The organism is Bradyrhizobium sp. 613_E4_N2_2 (genome assembly GCF_052075995.1).
GTDB classification, from domain to species: domain Bacteria; phylum Pseudomonadota; class Alphaproteobacteria; order Rhizobiales; family Xanthobacteraceae; genus Bradyrhizobium; species Bradyrhizobium barranii.
In genome coordinates this window covers 6,061,888-6,077,496 of the sequence record NZ_CP197234.1, presented here as the reverse complement: position 1 = coordinate 6,077,496, position 15,609 = coordinate 6,061,888, and the positions used below count along the sequence as shown (strand labels likewise).

Sequence of the window (15,609 nt, the reverse complement as noted above, 5' to 3'; positions counted from 1 at the left end):
CCCTCCCTGTTCTGTTCTTGTCTGTCAAAGCCGGTAGACGCGCGTTGCCGTCGTCCTGAAAATTGCGTCCTGCTGCTGGGTCGTCAGCTTCGCGGCCGCGGCACGAAAGGCGTCGACGAGCTCCCGATAGCTGGTCCACAATTTCTCGATCGGAAAATTGGAGCCAAACAGGCAGCGCTCCGCGCCGAAAATCGCGACGGTATCGGTAAGGACGGCCGCGATATGCGCGGGATCGTTGCGGTGGATGAAGGTGCCGAGCCCGGAGAGTTTTGAGACCACGTTCGGACAGACCGCGAGCCGGGCCATCCCGGCGCGCCAGGCGGCCCGGCCCGCCGGCGAGAGGTCTTCCAGCATGCCGGCATGCTGGAGGATGAAGGTCACCCGGGGGCAGGACTCGGCGAGTTGCGCTGCATCCGGCATCTGCGGCGTGAAGACCTGGAGATCAAAGCTCCAGCCGTAGTCGGCCAGGTGCGCGATGTTGCGGCGGACCATGGGATCGACGCAGAGATCGGGCTTGGCCGCGAAGCGATAGAGCGGATTGTCGTGCCAGTGCAGCTGCATCCGCACGCCGCGCACGAGCGGATAGCGCTTCAGGCGATCGAGTTGCGGGCGAACGTCGTCGACGGCGAAATCTGCGTAGGCGACGATGGCATGCGGCCAGCCGTGCTCGTCGGCGGTCTGCTGGACCCAGGCGGTTTCATCCTCGAAGCGGTCGTTGGCCCAGTTGGTCTGGACATAGACCGAACGGGTGACGCCGGTGCCCTTGAGGTCGTCGAGATATTCCCGGATCGGATAATCGCGACGGATCGGCTCGTAGGGTCCAAAGATGCGCGGCTGCATCGGGCCGGTCAGCCAGGGCAGGTCGGCCTGTCGCCAGATGTGATGATGGCCGTCGACAATGTCGCTCACGCCGCTTTCCTCCGTCCCAACGTCAGAATGTGCGCGACAATCGACGCGCTTGAACCGCCATCCACGAGATCATCGACGAAGCGCTGGATGGCCACCAGCGCCTCGGTCTGCGGGCGGAAATCCGGGCCCGTCGCGAGCGGCGTCAGCCAGCTCACGCGCCAGGCGCGCCGCGACAGCTTTGCGACAGCGTCGCGCAACGCGTCGGGTTCGCCGCGTTCCAGCCCGTCCGACACGATGACGACGGCCGCGCCTCGCGCGTAACCGCCGAACCGCGGTACCGCGAGGAAGGCTTGCAGCGCGTCGCCGATGCGGGTGCCGCCATCCCAGTCGCTGACGAGGTGCGCCGCCGCGCTCAGCGCTTGCTCGCGACGCTTGAGGCGCAATGGGCGGGTGACGCGGGTCAGCCGCGTGCCGAAGGTGAAGACCTCGACATTTGGCGCGGCCTGCACCAGCGTATGCGCGAGCTTCATGTTCTCCTCGGTGCGCGTCTTCATCGAGCCGGAGACGTCGATCAGCAGCAGGAGCTTTCGCCGGCGCTGGCGCCGCTTCAGGTGCCCGAGCCGCAGGATCTCACCGTCGCTCCGCACGCTGTCGCGCAAGGTTCGGCGAAGGTCGGCAAACGGCCCGCGGCGGGCGCGCATGCGCCGGTGGCCGCGCCGCTGCGGCAGGCGCCGCGGGGCCTCGCGCGCCAGGCGGCGGAGCGCGTCGGTGGTGGAGAGCTGGGCGAAGCGGCGCTCCACCAGCGCCTCGGAGCGCGTCGCAGCGAGGCCGGATTCGTTGGCTTCGTCGGAGAACAGGGGGGCCTGTTCGCCGCGGCCCTCTTCCTGGAGCCGGACAGTTTCGTCGTCGTCGCCGTCATCGACATGCTCGATGGCTTCGCTGCCGCGGAAGTGCAGGTCGAACAGCCGGTCGAAGGTCGTGCGGCGCTCGGGTGGCGGGGCGAGCGTGGCCAGCGCCGCTTGCCTGATGTCGTTGAGGTCGCGCGGCCCGAGCAGCTCGATCGCGGCGAGATAGGAGGTGGTCTGCTCGGGCGCGACGGCAAAGCCGTTGGCGCGCAGCAGCGCGGCGAAGGAGACGAAGATGCGGGCGGCGCGCGGAAGCTCCGGCTCGGTGCTCATGCGGTTGCCTCCGCGAGCATGACGTCGAGCCGGGGTGAGATGAAATGCAGGTCTTCCTCGTCTTTCAGCGCCACGCCGATCGAGCGTTTGAAGGCGTCGGGCCAGCGCGCACCGCCCTTGTGAAGGAGCGTCGCCGCTTCAGCCCAGTCGACGGCTTCCGCGATGCCTGGTGCCTTGCTGAGCGGCTCGCGGCGCAATTTGCCGACGGCCGCGACGACGGCCCGCGCTGTCGCCTCGGCGACGCTGGAGGCCCGCAGCATCACGATACGCGCCTCCCGCTCTTCAGTGGGATAGTCGATCCAGTGATAGACACAGCGGCGGCGCAGGGCTTCGTGCAGGTCGCGCGTCCGGTTCGATGTCAGCACGACGACAGGACGTTCGGCCGCGCGCACCGTGCCGCGTTCCGGGATCGAGATCTGGAAGTCCGAGAGAAACTCGAGCAGGAACGCCTCAAACTCCTGGTCGGCGCGGTCGATCTCATCGATCAGCAGCACGGTGGAGTCGGGTGCGCGAAGCGTCGCCAGCATCGGCCGCTCAATCAGAAACGTTTCGCCATAGATGTCGATGCTCTCGTCGCCAGCCTGGCGGATCGCGAGCATCTGGCGTGGATAGTTCCACTCGTAGAGCGCGGCCGAGGCGTCGATGCCCTCGTAGCATTGCAGGCGGATGAGGCGACGGCCGAGGACGGCGGCGATGGCTTTCGCGGCCTCGGTCTTGCCGACGCCGGGGGCGCCTTCGAGCAGGAGCGGTTTGCCGAGGGCAAGGCCGAGATAGGCCGCGGTCGCGAGCCCTTCATCGGCGAGGTAATAGGCTGCCCGAAGCGCCTTCTCCAGCGCTTCGGGGGTGTCGATGCCGACGATGTTGCTGCGGACTGCCATGGCCAGTCTCAGCGTCGCGCCTGTGGCCGCGCGCCGCCCTGGGTCTTGATCGCGCGCAGCACCTTTTCCGGCGTAATCGGCAGATCGTCGATGCGTACGCCGACGGCGTTGAAAATCGCATTCGCGACAGCCGGCAGCACGGGATTGGCGCACATTTCGCCCGGTCCTTTGGCGCCGAACGGGCCATCTGGCGCGGGGCGCTCCAGCACGGCGATATCGTGCGGGCAAATGTCGCCCGGGCCCGGCATCAGATATTCGACGAAGTCGCGGGGGCCGTGAACAGGGTCGGGATAGTGAGGCTCCGTCGTCTCGTAGAGCGCGTGGCTGATGCCCATCCAGGCGCCGCCGACGAGCTGCTGCTCGACCAGGCGCGGATTGAGCGCGCGGCCGAGCTCATAGGCGGAGTCCATGCGGACCATCGCGACTTCACCGGTCTCGTCGTCGACCTCGACTTCCGCCACGAGACAGGCATGGGCGTAGCAGGTCGCCGGCGACATCTCGCCGGTTTCGGGGTCGACGTTGGACAGGGGCACGAGGAATATGCCGCGGCCGGAGATGGTCTTGCCCTGCTTGAACTGGGCGGCGATGGCGACGTCCTTGGTCGAGATCGAGCGATGCGGCGCACCCTTGACGTGGATGTTGCCGCGTCCGTCGGTTTCGAGATCGGCGGCGTTGACCTCGAGCTCCTCGGCGGCCGCCTCCATCATCACGCCGCGTGCCTCGCGCGCCGCGGCCATCACGGCATTGCCGACGCGATGGGTGCCGCGCGAGGCGAAGGAGCCCATGCAATGCGGACCGGTGTCGGAATCCGCGGTATCGACATAGACGTCCTCGACGGGAACGCCCAGCGTCTCCGCGCAGATCTGCCGCGTCACCGACTTCATGCCCTGGCCGAGGTCGATCGACGACAGCGCCACCGTGAACTTGCCGCTCGGGTTGGAATGAACCAACGCCTGGCTGGGATCGCCGCCGAGATTCATGCCGATGGGATAGTTGATCGACGCCATGCCGCGTCCGCGATGCCGGGTCATCAGCGCCTCCTGGTGCCGAACACGGAGGAGAAGCGGGGCGCGCCGTGCGAGGGCGCGGCCGGCCGCGGTGGAGGGGGCGGCGGCGCAGGGGGCGGCGGCTCGCGCGGTGGTTCGCGGGTGACGGCGGGCGGGAGCCGGTCATAGCTGGTGCGCTGCTGGACTGGCGCGGCCGGCCGGCTGCGCGAATCCGTCGGGGTCGGCGGGATCACGGCGCGGCTGCCGCCGCCGTCCTTGCGCGACGAAGCTCGCTTGAACTCCTCGCGGATGGGCCATTTCGCCTTCTCGGCGGCGACCTGGACGCATTCGATCAGCGCGGTGTTCTTGGCTTCGCGCCGATGCGCCTTCATGTCGCCGTCGCGATAGGCATTGAGGATCCGGAACTCCATCGGGTCCATGCCGACGAGGTTTGCCAGCTTGTCCATCTGGCACTCGATCGCAAAATCCATCGCGGTGACGCCGAAACCGCGCATCGCCGTCGCGGGCGTCCGGTTGGTGAAGACGCAATAGACGTCGCCATAGACATTGGGGATAGTGTATGGCCCGGGCAGATGCGCGGCACATTTCACGGCGGCGTAGCTGGAAAGCCTCGTATAGGCGCCGCTGTCGAAATAGGCGCGGATTTTTCGCGCGATGACACGGCCATCCCGCATCACGCCGTCCTTGATGTAGATGCGCTCGGCCCCGCGGGGCGGGCCGTATTGCATCTCCTCCTCGCGTCCGAACACGTAGCGGACGGGCCGCCCGGTCAGCATCGCGCCCAGGATCGCGAGCGGCTCGGTCAACGTATCCACCTTGCCGCCAAAGCCGCCGCCGACCGTGCCGCCGATGAAGTGAAAGGTGTTGGAAGGCAGGTCCAGGATCTTGGCGCAGGTGTCGACCGAGAAGAACAGTGCCTGCGTCGAGGTGTAGACGACGTAGCGGCCGTTGGTGTCGGGCGCGGCGATCGCGCCATTGGTTTCGGTCGGCGCGTGCTCGATCGGAGACATCTGGTAGCGCTGTTCGAGCACGTGGTCGGCGGTCGCGAGCGCGGCGTCGGCATCGCCGAAGCGCAGCTTCTGGTGATCATGGACGTCGTGATAGATGAAGGCGTTCTTCGGATAGGTCTCGTTGACGACAGGCGCCCCGGCCTTGAGCGCGTCCTCGACGTCGAGCACGACCGGCAGCGGCTCGTAGTCGATCCGCACCTTTGCGATCGCCTCGAACGCCTCGCGCTCGCTGTCCGCGACGATGGCGACGACCGGTTCGCCCTTGTAGCGGACCTTGTCCGCCGCCAGCGTAGGCTCGTCGTCCTTGCCGAAGTTGATGAGGCTGAGAAGCGTGTTGAGATTGCGCGGCACGTCGGCGCCGCGGATGATCCGGCGTACGCCGGACGAGCGTTCGGCTTCCGTGGTGTCGATATGGCGCAACCGCGCGTGGGCCTGCGTCGAGCGGACCACCTTCAGATGCAGCATGCCCTGAAGCTTGTGGTCGTTGAAATAGCTCGACGTGCCCGTGACATGGCCGAGCATGTCCTGGCGCTGCGTGCCCTTGCCGATCTCATTGAGATTGTCGTCGCGCTCGTCGGCGAAAATGTCCTTGCGCAGTTCCAGCATGACAAGATCCTTTAGGCACTGGCCCGGCCGCCCGAAGCGGCGAGGATGGCATCGATGATGGGTTCGTAGCCGGTGCAGCGGCAGATGTTGCCGGAGATCGCCTCGACGACCTCGGCGCGGCTAGGCTGCGGATTGCGATCGAGCAGCGCCTTTGCCGCCATCAGCATGCCCGGCGTGCAATAGCCGCATTGGGCGGCAAAATTGTCGGCGAAGGCACGCTGGAGCGGATGCAGGTTCGGGCCCTGCTTGAGGCCGTCGAGCGTCTCCACCGATCGGCCGGCGACGGTTTCCGCCAGCGTCAGGCATGACAGGTGCAACTCGCCGTCGATCAGCACACTGCAGGTGCCGCAGCCGCCCTGGCCGCAGCCGAATTTCGGCGTCATATCGCCGATCAGTTCGCGCAGAGCGACCAGCAGGTTGGTGCCGCCATCGACGAAGATCGCGACGTCGCGGCCGTTATGACGAAATTGCAGGGCGGTCTTGGCCATGACGAGCTATTCCTGACCCGAGAGGAGACGGCGCAGATGGACGCCGGCGATCTCGCGGCGATACCAGGCGCTGCCGAGCGCGTTGTCGAAGGGGGAGGTGCCCTCGGTGACGGCGGACGCCGCAGCAGCGATGGTCGCGGCATCCAGCGAACGTCCCTCGAGCACACGCTCGGCGGCGCGTGCCCGAATCTGGGTCGGCGCCATCGAGCCCAGCGCGATCCGTGCCCCGGCGATCCGTCCGCCACTGATCGGCAGATGGGCTGCGAGCGTAATGACGGAGCCGCCCTTTGGCTTGATACGGGCGACCTTGTGGTAGCGGAAGGCGTCCGCGCTCGCCGGCCGTGCGCAGGACACCGAGAGCACCAGCGTGCCGGCTTGCCGCTCGCGCGACTGCAAGAACTCTTCGATGGCGATGTCGCGCGTGCCAAAGCCGCCCTGCACGGCGACGGTGGCATCGAGCGCAAGCAGCGCCACCGTGAAGTCGCCATAGGGACTTGGCGCGAACAGGTTGCCCCCGACCGTGCCCATGTTGCGCACCGCAGGTCCGCCGATCGAGCGGGCAGGGGCGTGCAGGAAGCCGAGGTCGCGCTCGGCGAGGATTTTTGCGAAGGTGATGCCGGCCCCGAGCGTCACACGCGGGCCCGACGCGTCGATCCGGGTCAGGGCCTGGTCGCTGGCGCGGATGACGGTCGAGACAGAGACGTCACCCTCGTTCAGCGCCCGCATCACCAGCGTGCCGCCGCCAAGATAGCGTGCGCCGCGATCTGCCGACAGCGCGCCGGCCGCTTCGCTGGTGCTGGCAAAAGTCTTCACTGTCACGGCCATTGCTATGCCGCCTCCTTCAGGTGCCGGCGGATCGCCTCGAAGCCGGCTTGATAGATGTCTTCCGCGACCATGTGGACGATGCGATCGCGGTCCTCCGGCCTGGTGCTGAAGCGCGACTCCCAGTGCCAGAAGGTGCGATCGCCGTCGGTCACCGGCAGCAGGCGGACATGCGCCACGTAGTTGAACATCGGCACCGGCGTATCGAGCAGGCAATAGCTGAAGGTCTGCTCGAGATCGGAGAGCGCCAGCAATTGCTCGCGCAGCTCCGATCCGTCCTGCAGCTTGAAGCGCCTGACACAGCCAATTTTGTCAGGGGAGTGCGCGCGCTCGATCGTGGAGGTCGCGACCGCCGGATGCCAGCGATCGTGTCCGTTGAAATCGCGCAGCACGTCCCACACCGCATCGGTCGGCGCATCCAGGATCGTGCTCTTGACGATATGCGGCACGGAGCTCACCCTCCGAACTGGCGCTTGAGGGCGTCGAAGCCGCCCTGGAACACGCCGCCGCCGATATTGCCGACGAGCTCCGCTTCCCGTTCGGGTGCGCAGTCGAACTCGGCGGTCCATTCCATGAAGGTCTGGTCGCCGTCGGTGACCGGCGTCAGCCGCAACGTCGCGACGTAGTTCTCGACGCCCATGGGGGATTCCAGGATCGAATAGGTGCAGAACATGTCGTAGTCGGAAAGGCCGAGCAGCTTCTCGCGGATGCGGTCGCCGTTGCGCAGGCGAAAATCCCTGACACAGCCGATCTTGTCCGAGGGCTCGCCGCCCTCGATCCGGCTTTCCGCGATCGCGGGATGCCAGTTCGGCATGCCATTGAAATCGCGCACCCGCGCCCAGACGCGATCGTTGCGCGCATTGACGACGGTTGAGACATAGACGCGGGCCATGATGTGACCTCAGCTCTTCTTCCGGGGGCTGCGCTCCGCGGGCGGCTCGCCCTCGGTGGAAGGCGAGGGAGCTGCAGCCGGCTTCTCGCCGCCTCCGCCTCCACCGCCGCCCTTGCGGGCGGACTCCTTGATGCCTTGCATGTCGCGGGCCTCGCGGATCAGGCCCGGCATCTTGGCGAGGCTGCCGCCCTCGACGCCGATATCCGCCAGAAGCGAATCGATGAGAGGCGCCTGGACGCGGTAGCGCAGCGCCGAGTCGATCACCTCGTCGGTGGCGCTGCGGCCGCCATTGCCACCATGGCCGTTGCCGTTGAGGCCGTCGACCTGGAGGATGCGGATGCCCTCGATCTTCTCCATTGGCTTGACGCTCTCGCGCACGATGCCTTCGATGCGGTCAAGCAGCTTTCTGCGGAACAGCGAGTAGCGGGCCTGGTCGGTCAGCACGTTCTCGGCCTCGTTGAGCAGCCGCTGCGCCTCGGCCTCCACGGCCGCGCGAACGCGCTCGGCTTCGGCTGCAATTCGGGTCTCCTCGGCCTGCTTCTCGGCGATCACGATTTCCACGCTCTTGCGACGCCTGGCGATCTCGTTTTCACGTGCGGTGATGACGCGCTCGGTGGCCTCCGTCGCATGTATCCGCGCTTCCTCGGCCGAGGCCCGGGCGGCGGATTCTTCCAGCGACTTCAGGTGGATCGCGATCGCCTTCTCCATCAGAACGGTCTCGACCTCCTTCTCGCGATTGACTTCGAGCTTCCGCAACTCGCGCTCACGGCCGATGCGGGCCTCATCCAGGCCGCGGTCGGAGGCAATGCGGGCGCGCTCGACCTCCTCGCGCGCGGCAATCTCGGCTTCCTGGAGCGACTGGACGCGGGCGACCTCGAGTTGCTCGATCGAGCGGCGGCGTTCGATCCGCGCCGCCTCCAGCGCCTGCTCGCGCGAGACGTCGGTGGTCTCGACGTCCTTGCGTGCGACGATCTCGGCCTGCTTGACCTGGCGGTCGGCGTCGATGCGTTCGGAGCGCTTGGTGGAGAGCGCGATGACGCGGTCCTCGTCCGCGATCTCGATCGCCTTCTTCTGCTCGATATTGAGCACTTCGCGCTTCTTGGACGAATTGATCCGCTCGGACTCCAGCGCGAGATCGACGCCGATGCGCTGGCGCTCGATCACGTCGCGCCGCTTGAGGTCAGCCGCCTCGACTGCGGCGGTCCGCTCGATCTCGAGCGCCTTGGTCTCCCTGTCGGCCTGGATCCGCTCGGCCGCGATGGCCTTCTCCTGCGCGATGCGCGCGGCCTCGATCGCTTCGCGGGAGGCGATATCGGCTTCCTCGACGGCGCGGTTGCGGGCGATCTCGAGCGAACGAACTCGCTCCTCCTGGGCGATACGGGAGGCTTCGGTGGCCTCGCGTGCCGCGATTCCCGCGACGTCGAGTGCCTGGTTGCGCTCGATCTCCAATTGCCGCGTATTCTGCTCGGCGGCGATGCGTTCGGCGGCAAGCGTCCGCTCGCGGGCGATGCGCGCGGCCTCGACCGCGCGCTGGGCCTCGATCTCGGCTTCCTGGATCGTGCGCACCTGCTGGATCTCAAGCGCGCGGGTGCGCTCGTCTGACGCGATGCGCTCGACATTGACAATCATGGTCTGGGCGATGCGGGCCTTTTCGGTCGCTTCGCGGGCGGCGATCTCGGCCTCGTCCACGGCGCGGGTCCGCTCGATCTCGCGGCGCCGCGTCTCTTCTTCATTGGCAATACGAGCGTCGGTCACTACCCGGTCCTGCTGGATACGCGCCTTCTCGATCGCCTCGCGGGCGGCGATCTCGGCTTCCTCGATAGTGCGCATCCGCTCGATTTCGCGCTGGCGCACCTCGCGCTCAGAGGCGATGCGGCTGGTGTCGATCGAGCGCTGGTTGGCGATCCGGGTCTTCTCGACCTCCTCGCGGGCGAGCAGTTCCTTCTCCTCGATGGTGCGGGTGCGTTCGATCTCCCGCTGGCGTGTCTCGCGCTCCGAGGCGATACGGGCTTCCGCGATCGCCTGGTCGTTTGCGATGCGTGCCTTCTCGATGGTCTCCCGTGCGGAAATCTGCGCCTGCTCGGCCTCGGTCTCGCGCAGGGCCCGCTCACGCGCGACCTCGGTGCGTTGCAGGGCGCGGCGCATCTCGATGTCACGCTCCTGCTCGAGGCGGGCCGTCTCGCTTTCGCGCTCGATCTCGAGGGCCTGTCGCTCGGCCTCCAGATTGCGGGAGCGGATCTTGATCATCGAATCCTGCTCGATGTCGTTGCGCAGCTTGCGCTTGGCCTCGATGTCCTCCATCAGGCGTGTCAGACCTTCGGCGTCGAAGCGGTTCGAAGGGTTGAAGAATTCGAGATCGGTCTGGTCGAGATCGGTGATCGCGACGGATTCCAGCTCGAGTCCGTTCTGAGCGAGGGCCTCAGCCGCGTTCGCCTTGACGCGGGCCACATACTCGCCGCGCTGCTCGTGCATCTGCTCCAGGGTCATTTCCGAGGCAATCGAACGGATCGCGGAGATGAATTTGCCGGCGAGGAGGGCGTGGAGCTTCTCGGGCTCCATGGTGCGGCGGCCGAGCGTGGCGGCGGCGATGGACACGGCTTCGCGGGTCGCCTGAACGCGGACATAGAAGTCGGCCTCGATGTCGACGCGCATGCGGTCCCGGGTGATCACGGCGTCCTGCCGGGAGCGCACGATGCCCATCGGCTGCACGTTCATGTTGACCGGCGTGTAGTCGTGGATGAAGGGCAGCACGAACGCGCCGCCGTTGATCACGACGCGCTCGCCAAGCAGGCCGGTCCGGACGAATGAGGTCTCCTTGGACGAGCGATGGTAGAGCCAGTTCACGATGTAGACGCCGACCACGATCACCACGATGGCGACGATCAGCCAGAGGATCAATTCACCGACCAGAGTCCCTGACATATTTCCCTCCCTCGACCTTCCGGCGTTATCGCGCGCCGATCGCCTTGAATTTGCGCACCTGATCCGTCAGTGCCCGCTCGACCGGCAGCCGCTCCATCGAGGAGGCGCCGTAAAAGCCGTGGCAGTAGCGGGTGTTCTTCATGATGAAATCGGCGTCGTCCGGATCGGCGATCGGTCCGCCGTGGGCGAGCACCAGAATGTCCGGATTGACGCTGAGCGCGGCGGAGGCCCAGGTGTCGATGCGCGCCGGGCAATCCTTGAGTTTGGGCGCGGTCTGCGCGCCGATGGTGCCCCCGGTCGTCAGGCCGAGGTGACAGACGATGATATCCGCGCCCGCGATCGCCATCGCGGCGGCTTCCTTCTCGGTAAAGACGTAGGGCGTCGTCAGCAGGTCCTTCTCGCGTGCCTTCGCAATCATGTCGATCTCGAGCGCGTAGGACATGCCGGTCTCTTCGAGATTGGCGCGGAACACTCCGTCGATCAGGCCGACGGTCGGAAAGTTCTGCACGCCGGCGAAACCGAGGGCCTTCAACTGGTCCAGGAAAACGTCCATGTCGCGGAACGGATCCGTGCCATTGACGCCAGCGAGCACTGGCGTTTTGGTCACGACGGGCAGCACTTCGCCGGCCATCTCCAGCACGATGGCGTTGGCGTCGCCATAAGCCATCAATCCCGCAAGCGAGCCGCGGCCGGCCATGCGATAGCGGCCGGAATTGTAGATGACGATGAGATCGACGCCACCGGCTTCCTCGCACTTGGCCGACAGGCCGGTGCCGGCGCCGCCGCCGATGATGGGCTCGCCGCGCTTTGCCATGTCGCGGAAGCGTTTCAACAGTTCTGCGCGTTCAAACCGGGCCATCGGTCACCTCGCTAGTCTCCGGCGCGCCCCGGTGCGGCCGAACAAGGTCCGGAACGCGCTGACAATGATGGAGGCGAACTCGGGATCGTTGATGTTCTTGGGGACGCGGATGAGCTGACGGCTGGCGGTCTGCCGCACGTTCCGCTCCAGCGCACGGAACAGCGCCGCATCGGCATCGGGATCCCAGAACGGCTGTCCTCGTGTATCGAGCGCGGAGACGCCGCCCTCGGGCAGGAAGAAGCGCACCGGGCCGTCCATCTGGTTGAGCCGATCGGCGATCCAGCGGCCCATGCGTTCGTTTTCCTCGGCCGTGGTCCGCATCAGGGTGACCTGGGGGTTGTGGACGTGGAATTTGCGGCCGCGGTAGCGCTCGGCAATGGTGTCCGGGGCGCCGAAATTCACCATGTCGAGCGCGCCCACCGAGCCGACGTAAGGCAGGCGGCTGCGGATGATGGCGCCGAAGCGGTCGTCGGTTGCCGGGAACACGCCACCCATCAGGAGATCGCAGATTTCCGTGGTGGTGAGATCGATGACGCCGGCGATCTGTCCGGAATCGACGAGCTTCTCCATTGAGCGGCCGCCGACGCCGGTGGCGTGGAAGACGAGGCATTCGAAATCCTCGCGCAGGTCGGCCGCGATCTTCTGGACCGCCGGCGTGGTGACGCCGAACATGGTGATGCCGACCGACGGCAATGCGCCGTCGCCGCCATCCTTCCGCGCGTGCTGATCGAGCCGCGCCCTGACCATGCCGGCCAGCGCATGGGCGCCATTGGCGAGCACGGCACGCGAGATCGAGTTGAGGCCCTGCACGTCAGTGACCGAATGCATCATGGTGATGTCGGCCGGGCCGACATAGGGCCCGACGTCGCCGGAGGCGACGGAGGAGATGATCAGCTTGGGCACCCCGACGGGGAGGGTCCGCATCCCCGGCGCGACCAGTGACGCTGCGCCCGAGCCGCCCGCCGAAATCACGCCGGCCACATTGCTCTGGCGTCGCAGCCAACTGGCGAAGGCATCGGCCATCGCAGTGACGGCAGCGCCGCGGTCGGGTCCGAACACCGCCGATCCGCCGCGCCCATGGTTCAAGGCGATCTCCTGGGCGGAGACGTCGCTGGTTGCGTGCCGGCCGCTGGTGGAGACATCGACCAGCCGTGTGCGCAGGCCGCTCCCGGCGATGATGTCGCGGATGAAGCGAAGCTCCGTGCCCTTGGTGTCGAGCGTGCCGACGACGAGCACGACCGGGGGTCCCTGCGTTTGCGCCGCGACCGGCTCGCGCCGGCGCCGGGCGGTCTCGTCGAGACGCGCCACCTGTGTCGAGAGCGTGCGGGCGGCGGCCTCGATGCGGGCGATCGGGACCGGCTGCGACCAGCGGGTGGGCGGTGTCGGGTTGGAGATGTAGACACGGATCGGGCCGCCTGGACGGGGCGGCTGCGGTGCGGCCTTCGCCCCGGTGCCTGCCGCCGGCATGTCGACGGCGGGCTCGAGCTCGGCGTGGAGGCCGACGCCGAGCAGGCGCTGCTGCAACCCCCGGTCCGCGGCAAGGCGCGCGGAATCGATGATGCGGTTGATGCGGCCGTTGACCATGATCGCGACGTTGCGCGAGACGGCCGTGGCCACACCGATGTTCTGCTCGATCACGAGCACGGACATGTCGCCGTCCTCGCCAAGCCGTACCAGCATCTCCTCGACCTGGGCGACGATGACGGGCGCAAGCCCCTCGGTCGGCTCGTCCATGATCAGGAGCTGCGGATTGGTGAGCAGCGCGCGGGAGATCGCCAGCATCTGCTGCTCGCCGCCGGAGAGCTGGCCGCCGCCATGGTCCTTGCGCTCGGCCAATCGCGGAAAGGTCTCGTAGATGCGCTCGACCGTCCAAGCCCCGCGCCGCAGGCCCGCGGCAAGCTGCAGATGCTCGTCGACGCTGAGCGAGCGCCATAGCCGCCGGCCCTGCGGCACGTAGCCGACGCCGAGCCGGGCTATGTGGGCGGGCGGCCGCCGGGTGATGTCGTCGCCGCGGACGCGGATCGAGCCGCCGCTGACCGGCACCAGCCCCATGATCGCCTTGCACAGCGTGGTCTTGCCCATGCCGTTGCGACCGACCACCGAGAATACGCCGGCTTCGAGCGTCAGGTCCACGCCCTGCAGCGCATGCGAATGCCCGTAGTAGACGTCGAGGCCGCGGACTTCGAGGGCGGCGGCGGCCGAGCGGCGGACCTCATTCATGGCCGCCTCCGAGGTAAAGCTCCTGCACCTCGGGATCGGACTCGATCTCCTGCGGCAGGCCTTCCTTAAAGATGCGCCCGTTGTGCATCATCGTGACGCTCTCGACGACGCGTAGCGCCACGTCCATGTCGTGCTCGATGATGATGTAGCCGATATGCGCCGGCAGCGAGGTTAGGATCTCGACCAGCTCGGCACGCTCGGTCGGAGACAGGCCCGCGGCCGGCTCGTCGAACAACACGAAGCGCGGCGCGCCGGCGAGCGCCAGTGCGATCTCGAGCTGGCGCTGCTGGCCATGCGCAAGCTCCGCGACGCGCTGGTCCTTCACGCCTGTGAGATGGACGGCCTGCACGAGATTATCGGCCGCGCTCATCAGCGCGTCGTTCTGTCCGGGGCGCAGGAACGAGAAGCGTCCGCGCGAGACGCCGCGGCAGGCGAGGTAGACGTTGTCCTGGACGGTGAGACCGGGAAAGAGCGCTGAGATCTGGTAGGTCCGGCGCAGGCCGCGGCGGATGCGCTCGTAGGGCGGGAAGTGGGTGACGTCCTCGCCGAAGAAGCGGATGGTGCCGGAGGAGGGCGGGAAATCGCCGGTGATGCAGTTGAACAGGGTGGTTTTTCCGGCACCGTTCGAGCCGAGCACGGCGCGCCGCTCGCCGGGGCGCACGGTAATGGTGACGTCGGTGAGCGCGGCCAGCGCGCCGAACAGGCGCGTCACGCCGCGAAGCTCCAGCGCCGCGCCGGCGCCGACGGCTGAGAGGCGTTGCGCGACGCTATCCATGACCGGATCCTTGACCAGATCCTCGGCCGTGACGTTCGCTTGAACGGGCCGCGCCGGATCGCTGGCGCTGTCGCCAGCTCTGCCAGAGCCCGATCACGCCGTCCGAGGACCAGAAGACGATGGCGAGGAAACCGAGGCCGATCAGCAGCCGGAAGCGGTTGCCGTCGAGCCCGAGCTTGACCAGGAAGTCGAGCGCGAAGGTGCGTAACAGCACGAAGATCAGCGCGCCGATGAACGGACCGATGGGACGCGTGATGCCACCGACCACGGCGATGATGAGGATATCGATGCAGGCGCCGACGCTGACGGATCCCGGCGAGATCTGCCGGTAGTTCCAGACCTGGAGCACGCCAGCCAGTGCCGCGACAAAGGACGCGAAGGCGTAGGCGGCGACGCGGTGCGCATTGACGTTGAAGCCGAGCGCCGCCATGCGGCGGGGATTGTCGCGTACACCTTGCAGCGCCAGGCCGAATGGCGCGCGGGAGATGTATTCAACGGCGAAGTAGCACAGCGCGGCAACCGCGAGCACGATATAGTAGAAGGGAATGTCGGCGCGCCAGTTGACGCCCCAGAAATGCGGCGTGGCGACGGTGTTGATGCCGGTATGGCCGTTGAAGATCGCCCAGTTCTGATTGGTGAAGTAATAGAACGCCGCGCCGATCGCGAGCGTGATCATGATGGTGTAGATGCCCTCGGTGCGCACCGCCAGCGCGCCGCCAAGCGTGCCGAACAGGGTCGCGAGTGCGAGCGCCATCGGGACCGCGAGCCACCACGGCCAACCCAGGCTGATATTGGCGTTGCCGCTGACGCCGAACACCGCGACCATATAGGCGGAGAAGCCCGCGATGGTGAGCTGCATCAGGCTGACCATGCCGCCGTAGCCGGCGAGGAACATCAGGCTCAGCGCCATGATGCCGAGGATCAGCGTGGTCGCAAAGATCTCGATCAGGAAGAAGCCGTTGGCGATCAGCGGCATGATCAGGAGAATGGCCGCGACGATCCAGGCTGCAGGATTGTTGATCTCCGGCCATCCGCGCAAGGTGGGGCGCTGCGCCGCTGCGGCAGGACGAACGGTGACGCGGGCGTCGTGGGCGAGCGACATC

At 67.2% G+C, this 15,609-nt stretch carries 14 protein-coding genes; all 14 read right to left on the bottom strand.

Going from position 1 to position 15,609, the window contains the following annotated elements:
• Positions 1-24: 24 nt before the first annotated feature.
• From AB7290_RS29185 to AB7290_RS29120, 14 genes are read right to left on the bottom strand one after another with little or no spacing between them, the layout of a single operon-like run.
• Positions 25-909, bottom strand: coding sequence for an amidohydrolase family protein (locus tag AB7290_RS29185; RefSeq protein ID WP_085403205.1), 885 nt, complete (start codon positions 907-909; stop codon positions 25-27).
• Entirely contained in the window at positions 906-2,027 is a 1,122-nt protein-coding gene (locus tag AB7290_RS29180) for a vWA domain-containing protein (RefSeq protein WP_085403206.1), read from the bottom strand. Before AB7290_RS29180 ends, AB7290_RS29185 begins: the two co-directional genes overlap by 4 nt.
• Positions 2,024-2,905 (bottom strand): AAA family ATPase, encoded by an 882-nt coding sequence (locus tag AB7290_RS29175; protein ID WP_085403207.1) that lies wholly within the window; start codon positions 2,903-2,905, stop codon positions 2,024-2,026. Before AB7290_RS29175 ends, AB7290_RS29180 begins: the two co-directional genes overlap by 4 nt.
• An 8-nt stretch (positions 2,906-2,913) precedes the next feature.
• Positions 2,914-3,936 (bottom strand): xanthine dehydrogenase family protein molybdopterin-binding subunit, encoded by a 1,023-nt coding sequence (locus tag AB7290_RS29170; protein WP_014496431.1) that lies wholly within the window; start codon positions 3,934-3,936, stop codon positions 2,914-2,916.
• Positions 3,936-5,528: a xanthine dehydrogenase family protein molybdopterin-binding subunit gene (locus tag AB7290_RS29165; RefSeq protein WP_354075006.1), complete on the bottom strand. Its 1,593-nt coding sequence runs from the start codon at positions 5,526-5,528 to the stop codon at positions 3,936-3,938. Before AB7290_RS29165 ends, AB7290_RS29170 begins: the two co-directional genes overlap by 1 nt.
• Before the next feature lie 11 nt (positions 5,529-5,539).
• Complete coding sequence (locus AB7290_RS29160; RefSeq protein WP_038941740.1) at positions 5,540-6,016, bottom strand: (2Fe-2S)-binding protein; 477 nt, start codon at positions 6,014-6,016, stop codon at positions 5,540-5,542.
• Positions 6,017-6,022: 6 nt separating this feature from the next.
• Positions 6,023-6,841 (bottom strand): FAD binding domain-containing protein, encoded by an 819-nt coding sequence (locus AB7290_RS29155; protein WP_085400985.1) that lies wholly within the window; start codon positions 6,839-6,841, stop codon positions 6,023-6,025.
• 2 nt (positions 6,842-6,843) lie between these two features.
• Positions 6,844-7,287 (bottom strand): SRPBCC family protein, encoded by a 444-nt coding sequence (locus AB7290_RS29150; RefSeq protein WP_063986523.1) that lies wholly within the window; start codon positions 7,285-7,287, stop codon positions 6,844-6,846.
• 5 nt (positions 7,288-7,292) lie between these two features.
• Complete coding sequence (locus AB7290_RS29145; RefSeq protein ID WP_014496426.1) at positions 7,293-7,730, bottom strand: SRPBCC family protein; 438 nt, start codon at positions 7,728-7,730, stop codon at positions 7,293-7,295.
• A 9-nt stretch (positions 7,731-7,739) separates the two neighbouring features.
• Positions 7,740-10,652, bottom strand: coding sequence for a flotillin family protein (locus AB7290_RS29140; RefSeq protein ID WP_085400986.1), 2,913 nt, complete (start codon positions 10,650-10,652; stop codon positions 7,740-7,742).
• Positions 10,653-10,677: 25 nt separating this feature from the next.
• Positions 10,678-11,511: a phosphoenolpyruvate hydrolase family protein gene (locus tag AB7290_RS29135; RefSeq protein ID WP_063984343.1), complete on the bottom strand. Its 834-nt coding sequence runs from the start codon at positions 11,509-11,511 to the stop codon at positions 10,678-10,680.
• 3 nt (positions 11,512-11,514) lie between these two features.
• Positions 11,515-13,731, bottom strand: a complete 2,217-nt coding sequence (locus tag AB7290_RS29130) for an ABC transporter permease (RefSeq protein ID WP_085400988.1) — start codon at positions 13,729-13,731, stop codon at positions 11,515-11,517.
• Positions 13,724-14,506 (bottom strand): ABC transporter ATP-binding protein, encoded by a 783-nt coding sequence (locus AB7290_RS29125; RefSeq protein ID WP_028147232.1) that lies wholly within the window; start codon positions 14,504-14,506, stop codon positions 13,724-13,726. The genes AB7290_RS29130 and AB7290_RS29125 overlap by 8 nt, the downstream gene beginning before the upstream one ends.
• Entirely contained in the window at positions 14,499-15,608 is a 1,110-nt protein-coding gene (locus AB7290_RS29120) for a branched-chain amino acid ABC transporter permease (RefSeq protein ID WP_071915372.1), read from the bottom strand. The genes AB7290_RS29125 and AB7290_RS29120 overlap by 8 nt, the downstream gene beginning before the upstream one ends.
• Position 15,609: the final 1 nt, after the last annotated feature.

Excerpts from the sequence above, each read along its gene's own strand:
- AB7290_RS29180 (WP_085403206.1), bottom strand. The coding sequence starts at position 2,027 with ATGAGCACCGAGCCGGAGCTTCCGCGCGCCGCCCGCATCTTCGTCTCC.
- AB7290_RS29175 (WP_085403207.1), bottom strand. The coding sequence starts at position 2,905 with ATGGCAGTCCGCAGCAACATCGTCGGCATCGACACCCCCGAAGCGCTG.
- AB7290_RS29170 (WP_014496431.1), bottom strand. The coding sequence starts at position 3,936 with ATGACCCGGCATCGCGGACGCGGCATGGCGTCGATCAACTATCCCATC.
- AB7290_RS29165 (WP_354075006.1), bottom strand. The coding sequence starts at position 5,528 with ATGCTGGAACTGCGCAAGGACATTTTCGCCGACGAGCGCGACGACAAT.
- AB7290_RS29160 (WP_038941740.1), bottom strand. The coding sequence starts at position 6,016 with ATGGCCAAGACCGCCCTGCAATTTCGTCATAACGGCCGCGACGTCGCG.
- AB7290_RS29155 (WP_085400985.1), bottom strand. The coding sequence starts at position 6,841 with ATGGCCGTGACAGTGAAGACTTTTGCCAGCACCAGCGAAGCGGCCGGC.
- AB7290_RS29145 (WP_014496426.1), bottom strand. The coding sequence starts at position 7,730 with ATGGCCCGCGTCTATGTCTCAACCGTCGTCAATGCGCGCAACGATCGC.
- AB7290_RS29140 (WP_085400986.1), bottom strand. The coding sequence starts at position 10,652 with ATGTCAGGGACTCTGGTCGGTGAATTGATCCTCTGGCTGATCGTCGCC.
- AB7290_RS29135 (WP_063984343.1), bottom strand. The coding sequence starts at position 11,511 with ATGGCCCGGTTTGAACGCGCAGAACTGTTGAAACGCTTCCGCGACATG.
- AB7290_RS29130 (WP_085400988.1), bottom strand. The coding sequence starts at position 13,731 with ATGAATGAGGTCCGCCGCTCGGCCGCCGCCGCCCTCGAAGTCCGCGGC.
- AB7290_RS29125 (WP_028147232.1), bottom strand. The coding sequence starts at position 14,506 with ATGGATAGCGTCGCGCAACGCCTCTCAGCCGTCGGCGCCGGCGCGGCG.
- AB7290_RS29120 (WP_071915372.1), bottom strand. The coding sequence starts at position 15,608 with ATGTCGCTCGCCCACGACGCCCGCGTCACCGTTCGTCCTGCCGCAGCG.